The organism is Lentzea sp. NPDC020367, assembly GCF_044387305.1.
GTDB lineage: Bacteria > Actinomycetota > Actinomycetes > Mycobacteriales > Pseudonocardiaceae > Lentzea.
This window is the reverse complement of sequence record NZ_JBIRVV010000024.1, coordinates 83,661-89,917: the sequence shown is the minus strand read 5'-3', so window position 1 is coordinate 89,917 and position 6,257 is coordinate 83,661. Positions and strand designations below refer to the sequence as shown.

Genomic DNA, 6,257 nt, shown 5'->3' with positions numbered 1-6,257 from the left:
AGGGGTGTCAACTCGACGAAAAGCGTGTCGAGTTGACACCCCTACCTGCATGCAGCAAGAGCTATGGCGCGACTCGTGACGGGACCCCACCGCCCAGCCCGCTTGGTAAAGACGGCTCGCCTTCGGCTTCGCGTTCCGTTCGGTGTGATCTGTTGTCCCTGGACTGTCAGACCCCCTGAGTACGTTGAGATGTAGGGGTTCCCGGTTAGGGGGTACCCCTGCGTCAGCGTGAGATCGGGGGCAGCATGGGGCCGGACTGGTACTGCGATGAGGTCATTCCGGGCAAGGTTGAGGTCGAGGTGCTCGCGCGGACTGGGAACACGCTCGCTTTTCGGCCGCCCCTGCCGGGTTTTGGCACCGACCACGTCATCGTGATCCCCACCCGGCACGTCTCGTCGCTGCTCGATCTCGACGACGAACTTGCCCTGGAGTTGCTCGCGACCGTGAAGACCGTTGCCGCCCAGGCGGTTGAGCGGCACGGCGGCTGCCAGGTGGTCACTACGCTGGGCACCGAGCAGCACAACAGGCACCTGCACTGGCACGTCGCGGTTGGTGAGGGAGTTGCGCGCTTCGTGAAGCGCGACTGAGCTAGCCGTTGATCACGGCCGCGATCAGTTCCGCTGCCAGGTCGCCCTTCTGCACCACCAGCACGTCGTCCAGGCCCAGCCAGTCGGCCATGAGCCGCAGCTCTGCGGCCAGCTCCGCCGCTACCCGTCCGCGCTCCACGCCGTCCTCTGCCCACGCCGACTGCACTCGCAGCACCCCGGCCGCTCGGTCGGCCTTGATGTCCACGCGGGCGACCAGTGCGCCGTCCAGCAGGAACGGGAACACGTAGTAGCCGTGCACGCGGCGGGGCTCCGGCACGTAGATTTCGATGCGGTAGCGGAAGCCGAAGATCCGTTCGGTGCGTGCCCGCTCCCAGATCAGCGGGTCGAACGGGCAGAGCAGTGCGCGGCCGACCACTCGGCGTGGGGCGCGTGCGTCGACGTGTCGGTAGCCGACTCCGCGCCAGCCGTCTACGGCCACGGGTTCCAGCACGCCTTCCTCCACCAAAGACGCCACGGCGGCTTGGGAGCGGCGTGGGTCGAGGCGGTAGTAGTCGCGCAGGTCTGGTTCGGTGGCCACGCCCAGCGCTACTGCGGAGCGCAGCACTAGTTCGCGGGCGCCCTCGTCTGGAGTCCACTTCTGGGCCAGGACGTCGGCTGGGATCACGCGTTCGGTCAGGTCGTACAGGCGCTCGAACGAGCGGCGGGTGCCGGTGGTGAGGATGCCGACGCCGAACAGGACCTCGCAGATGCGCTTTACCTCGGACCAGTCCCACCACGGGCCCTTCGCGCGGCCCTGGTCGCCCATGAGGGCCTTTTCCAGGGCGCCGGCGCCGATCGGGCCTAGTTCCTTCACAGCGGCCAGCACGTCGTCGACGAGTTGGGGGGAGCGTTCGAGGATGGTCTGGTAGTTCTGCCACCAGCCGCGCTTCTTCGCGCCCGAGTGGAACAGCGGCCAGTCCAGCACGGGCACTAGGGACGCCTCGTGCGCCCAGGTCTCCACCAGCATGCGGGGCTTGCGCGTGGAGTGCGTCCAGGCCGCCTCGTCCAGCAGGGTGGGCTCGTAGGCGCCGAGGCGGGAGAACAGCGGCATGTAGTGCGCGCGCACGGCCACGTTCACCGAGTCGATCTGCAGCAGCTGCACGCGGGACAGGACGCGTTGCAGGTGTCTGCGGGTGGCCACCGGCGGCCTGAGGTCGGTGAAGCCCTGGGCGCCCAGGGCGATTCGACGGGCGACGTCCGCACTCATCCTCTGCACGTCGCCGATGGTGCCACGCACCCCTGACAATTCCGCGACGCGGCATCGATAAGCTGCGTTTATGGCCGACGCCGGCGTGCACATCGCCACCGCTGCTGACCTTTCGGAGATCGTCCGCATCCATCGGGAGACGTGGAAGCTCGCCTACGCCGAACTGCTGCCGCCCGAAGTCCTCGACGCGCTCGACGCGGACGAGGCGTGGGCGCTCGCCGTCCAGAGTGGTGCGGTCCTCAAAGCTACCGAGGGGGAGTGGACGGTCGGGTTCGTCGTGGCCAGCAAGGCTCCGGACGAGGAAGTGGCCAAAGCGGACGGCACGCTCCCGGACGACGCGGCAACCACGGCGCTGCTCAGCGTTCTCGTGGAACCCCGCTGGGGGCGGCGTGGGCACGGCACGCGGCTCGTCGCTGAGGCCGCCAGGAGGCTCGACGAAACCGGGGCGACGCGCGGCATCGCGTGGGTGCCGGAAGCCGACAAGGCGTCGCGGAACTTCTACGAACGACTGGGCTGGACGGGGGATGGCACGGTGCGCACGTTGGACGCAGGTGGTCGTCCGTTGCGCGAAGTGCGGGTGTCCGGTCCACTGACCGTCCGACTCGGTGACTGAGATCTGTGTAACCTCGGCCGGGTGCTCGCCCTGGTTGGTCTCACCTTCGGGGTCGCGCTCGGCTCGGCCATCGTTCCCCTGATCAGCATCGAGATGTTCGTCCTGGGGCTTTGCGCGCGCTGGCCCGACACCTCTTTCTGGATCGTCGGCCTTTCGGTGGCGGTCGGCCAGGTGCTGGGCAAGTTGCTGTACTTCTACGCCGCGCGGGGCGACATCCACCTGCCGAAGTTCATGCACCGCAAGCCGAGTGACAAGCCGTCCAAGCTCAGGCGCTGGTTCGGTCCTGGCACGCGCATGCACCGCTGGGGCGACTGGATCAACGTGAAGTGCAAGGCGCACCCGAACTGGATGGCCGGCACGCACGGGGTGAGCGCGCTGGTCGGGGTGCCGCCGTTCATGGCGACGAGCGTGCTCGCCGGCCTCGCGGGCATGTCCACCACGATGTTCGTCGCCACCGGACTGGTGGGCCGCTTCGCGAGGTTCAGCGTTCTCGCGGCCTCACCGGCCATCGTGATGGCCTGGATCTAGTAGCTGAACAAGATCGACGCCGTCACGGAGAAGGCGATCAGGACTGCGGCGACGGCGATGCGAGCTGACTCGAGCACGACCCCGAAGATATCGATCAGCGACCGACGAAAACCAGGCGCAAACGGGTGAGAACCGAATGATCTGGCTCTCACCCGCCCGTTTCGCGCCCGATTATTCGAGAACAAGAACCCCGTCAGGCACGCCGGGGATGTCGAACGAGTGCCACATCGGCCGCCAGCCGGGCAGCTCCAGCATGCGGCGCAGGTCCGCGAACCCGCTGAGCCAGCCCATCCACGGCCCGTAGGGCGGGGTGGCCGGGTCGAAGCCGCTCTGCACGAACGTCAGGTGCGTTTTGCCCTCCGAGCCCTTCAGCTCCCAGGACGACACCATCCCGCCGTGGAACTCCAGCGCGAGGTTCCCCTCGTCCAGCGCGATTACCTTCCCGGGGTTCGGGTCGTCCTCAAGACTCCCCATCGTCCACCGGCCGCCCACGTGCGGCTCGATCTCCATCCGGGCGCCGAACCACCGCGCGAACACGTCGGGGTCGGTCAGCGCGGTGATGATGGCCGCCGGTGATGCCGCGATGTCGAACTCGAACCGCTGCTCGGGCGACGTGAAGTCGCAGAACCCCAGCACCGGGCGGCCTTCGACGAGCTCGACCAGGTTCCCCAGCGCCAGCGGCCAGAACGTCTGCAGGACCTCCGACTCGTCGTCGCCGACGCCCCAGGTCGGGTAGGGGGACTGCGTCATCGCGACGAGTGTCTCGCCGTCACGCTGCTCGACAGCGAGATCGATCGTGTACTCGGTGCCGTACAGGAGCCACGAGAAGCGCACTGACGTGTCGTCGAAGCCCAGCAGCTTCTGCCGGCCGCGTTCGACCTCCGGCGTGTAGCGCCCCCAGAACTCGAACTCGCCGCCCTCCAGGTCCACGTGGGCGTGCTCGGCCAGCCACACCCGCAGGTCGTCGGCGGTCGTCAAGGCTCGGTAGATCCTCGAAGCGGGCGCGGACGTGCGGACTCGGATGGTTCCGGTGCTCATCGGTCTTCTCCTTTTGGGTAGCAGGCGAGCGCGATGCGGAACGCATCCCCTTCCGCGCCGCCATAACGGGTGAAGAGGTCCTGCAACGTCGTCTGCAACTCGGCCAGGAACTGCTGCCGCTCCTCCGGACGGACCCGGATCTCGCCGGACACACCGACGGACGGCAGTTCGCTGGAGCGGTCCAACGCCGCCACGTCGACCTGGATCTGCTCGGCGAGGTCGACCAGGTGGCCCAGCACGAGCTCGTCACGCGAGCCGATCCGGCCGACCAGCCGCGGCGACAACCAGTACGACCGCGCCACGGCCTGGTAGAGGCCTTCCTGGACGCCACGCACCTTGCGTTCGGACACCTGAGTCGCAAGACCTGCCTTGACCAGCTGTTTCACGTGGTAGTGCACGCGTTGCGGCGTCTGGTCGAGCACCTCGGCGACCTCGGTGCACGAGCGCGGCGCGGCGAGCTGCCGCAGCACCTCCACGCGCTGCGGCTTGAGCAGGGTCTCGGCCTGCTCCATCCGGTCCAGATAGATCACGTCTCTCATCGCAAAAAAGACTTTGAACGTTCAAAACTCTTTTGTCAATGGACCGGACAACTATGGACTGACAGATATTGAAATCTGTCAGTCCATCGGGCATGGTGGAGGAACAGACAGAGACGAAGGGGTTCGAAATGCAGAAGCGTCAGCTCGGAGCCACCGGCCCGGTCGTGTCCGCCATCGGCCTGGGCTGCATGGGCATGTCCAACGCCTACGGCCCGGCGGACCGGGACGAGAGCATCGCGACCATCCACACCGCGCTCGACGCGGGCGTCACGCTGCTCGACACCGGTGACTTCTACGGCCAGGGCCACAACGAGATGCTCGTCGCCGAGGCCATCAAGGGCCGTCGCGACGAGGTGCAGCTCAGCGTCAAGTTCGGCGGCATGCGCGACGCCGACGGCGCGTTCATCGGGTTCGACACCCGGCCGGTCGCCGTGGCCAACTTCCTCGCGTACTCGCTGGAACGCCTCGGCACCGACCACGTCGACATCTACCGGCCGGCGCGGCTCGACCCGAGCGTGCCGATCGAGGACACCATCGGTGCCATCGCCGAGCAGATCGACAAGGGCCGCGTCCGGCACATCGGCCTGAGCGAGGTCGGCGCCGAGACCATCCGCCGCGCGCACGCCGTGCACCCCATCGCGGACCTGCAGATCGAGTACGGCCTGCTGGAGCGCGGCGTCGAGCGGGAGATCCTGCAGACCACCCGCGAGCTCGGCATCAGCATCACCGCCTACGGCGTGCTGTCCCGCGGCCTGATCTCCACCACGCCGCTCACCCTCGACGCGAGCGACTGGCGCGGCTACGCGCCCCGGTTCCAGGGCGACAACCTGACCCGCAACCAGAGCCTGGTCGAGAAGCTCGGCGAGATCGCGGCGAACAAGGGCGTCACGGTCGCGCAGCTCGCGATCGCCTGGGTCGCGGCACGCGGAGAAGACGTGGTGCCTCTCGTCGGCACGACCAAGCGTGCGAGGCTGAACGAGGCGATCGGTGCCGTCGGCGTGACGTTCACCGAGCGGGAATTGCAGGAGATCGACGCTGTTGTTCCTGTTGGAGCCGCTGCGGGCACGCGTTACGCGGCCGAGCAGATGGCCATGCTGGACAGCGAGAGGTGAGATGAAGTGGCGGAGGCGTTGACCTCGGAGGCGATCCTCGCGGCGACCGAAGAGGTCCTGCGCAGGTACGGCCCCGCCAAGGCGACGGTGGTCGACGTCGCCAAGGCGCTCGGGGTCAGCCACGGCAGCGTCTACCGCCACTTCGCGACCAAGGCCGCGCTCCGGGAGGCCGTGACACGGCGCTGGCTCGACGCCATCCACGAGGAGATGGAGAAGGAGTTCGACCCGACCCTCTCCGCCTCCGAGATGCTCAGGGACTGGTTGCAGAGGCTCTTCGACAAGAAGCGGCTCTCGCACAGCGAGGACGTGGAGCTGTTCACGACGTTCCGGACGCTCGTCGGCGAGAACAACGCCGTCGTCGACTACCACCTGGAGCACCTGGTCGGCCAGGTCGCGCGCATCATTCGCGTGGGAGTGGACACCCGGGAGTTCGTGACCGACGACGTCGAGAGGACGGCGCAGGCGGTGTGGGACGCGACGCAGGTGTTCCACCACCCGGCGCACGCCCAGGAGTGGGGGAATCCTCACATTCAGGACGCGTTCGACGCCGTCGTCTCACTGGTCGTCGCTGGACTGCGGTACAACCGAATCCCTAGTGCCACAGGCGATGCTTGAGGGTCACGGAGGTGAACG

The 6,257-nt window shown here is 67.6% G+C and carries 8 protein-coding genes; 5 read left to right on the top strand and 3 right to left on the bottom strand.

From position 1 onward, the window contains the following. Positions 1–245: 245 nt before the first annotated feature. Positions 246–587: an HIT domain-containing protein gene (locus ACH413_RS45005; protein WP_360048020.1), complete on the top strand. Its 342-nt coding sequence runs from the start codon at positions 246–248 to the stop codon at positions 585–587. Position 588: 1 nt separating this feature from the next. Here ACH413_RS45005 and ACH413_RS45000 read toward each other — a convergent pair whose 3' ends face one another. Beyond that, the gene (locus ACH413_RS45000) at positions 589–1,794 is read right to left on the bottom strand and encodes a DNA glycosylase AlkZ-like family protein (RefSeq protein WP_360048122.1); all 1,206 of its coding nucleotides are present in this window, start codon (positions 1,792–1,794) and stop codon (positions 589–591) included. A 70-nt stretch (positions 1,795–1,864) separates the two neighbouring features. Between ACH413_RS45000 and ACH413_RS44995 the strand changes: the two genes are divergently transcribed. Then, complete coding sequence (locus ACH413_RS44995; RefSeq protein ID WP_360048021.1) at positions 1,865–2,407, top strand: GNAT family N-acetyltransferase; 543 nt, start codon at positions 1,865–1,867, stop codon at positions 2,405–2,407. 21 nt (positions 2,408–2,428) lie between these two features. Further along, a complete protein-coding gene (locus ACH413_RS44990) occupies positions 2,429–2,935 on the top strand; it encodes a hypothetical protein (RefSeq protein WP_396426042.1) in 507 nt (168 codons plus the stop codon). Between the two features lie 171 nt (positions 2,936–3,106). Here ACH413_RS44990 and ACH413_RS44985 read toward each other — a convergent pair whose 3' ends face one another. Both ACH413_RS44985 and ACH413_RS44980 read right to left on the bottom strand, forming a co-directional pair. Continuing rightward, a complete protein-coding gene (locus ACH413_RS44985; RefSeq protein WP_360048022.1) occupies positions 3,107–3,973 on the bottom strand; it encodes an SRPBCC domain-containing protein in 867 nt (288 codons plus the stop codon). Continuing rightward, entirely contained in the window at positions 3,970–4,512 is a 543-nt protein-coding gene (locus tag ACH413_RS44980) for a helix-turn-helix domain-containing protein (protein ID WP_360048024.1), read from the bottom strand. The genes ACH413_RS44985 and ACH413_RS44980 overlap by 4 nt, the downstream gene beginning before the upstream one ends. A 128-nt stretch (positions 4,513–4,640) precedes the next feature. Between ACH413_RS44980 and ACH413_RS44975 the strand changes: the two genes are divergently transcribed. Together ACH413_RS44975 and ACH413_RS44970 are read left to right on the top strand one after the other, a co-directional pair. Further along, a complete protein-coding gene (locus tag ACH413_RS44975; RefSeq protein ID WP_360048026.1) occupies positions 4,641–5,624 on the top strand; it encodes an aldo/keto reductase in 984 nt (327 codons plus the stop codon). Positions 5,625–5,630: 6 nt separating this feature from the next. Continuing rightward, positions 5,631–6,239: a TetR family transcriptional regulator gene (locus ACH413_RS44970; RefSeq protein WP_360048027.1), complete on the top strand. Its 609-nt coding sequence runs from the start codon at positions 5,631–5,633 to the stop codon at positions 6,237–6,239. Positions 6,240–6,257 lie beyond the last annotated feature (18 nt).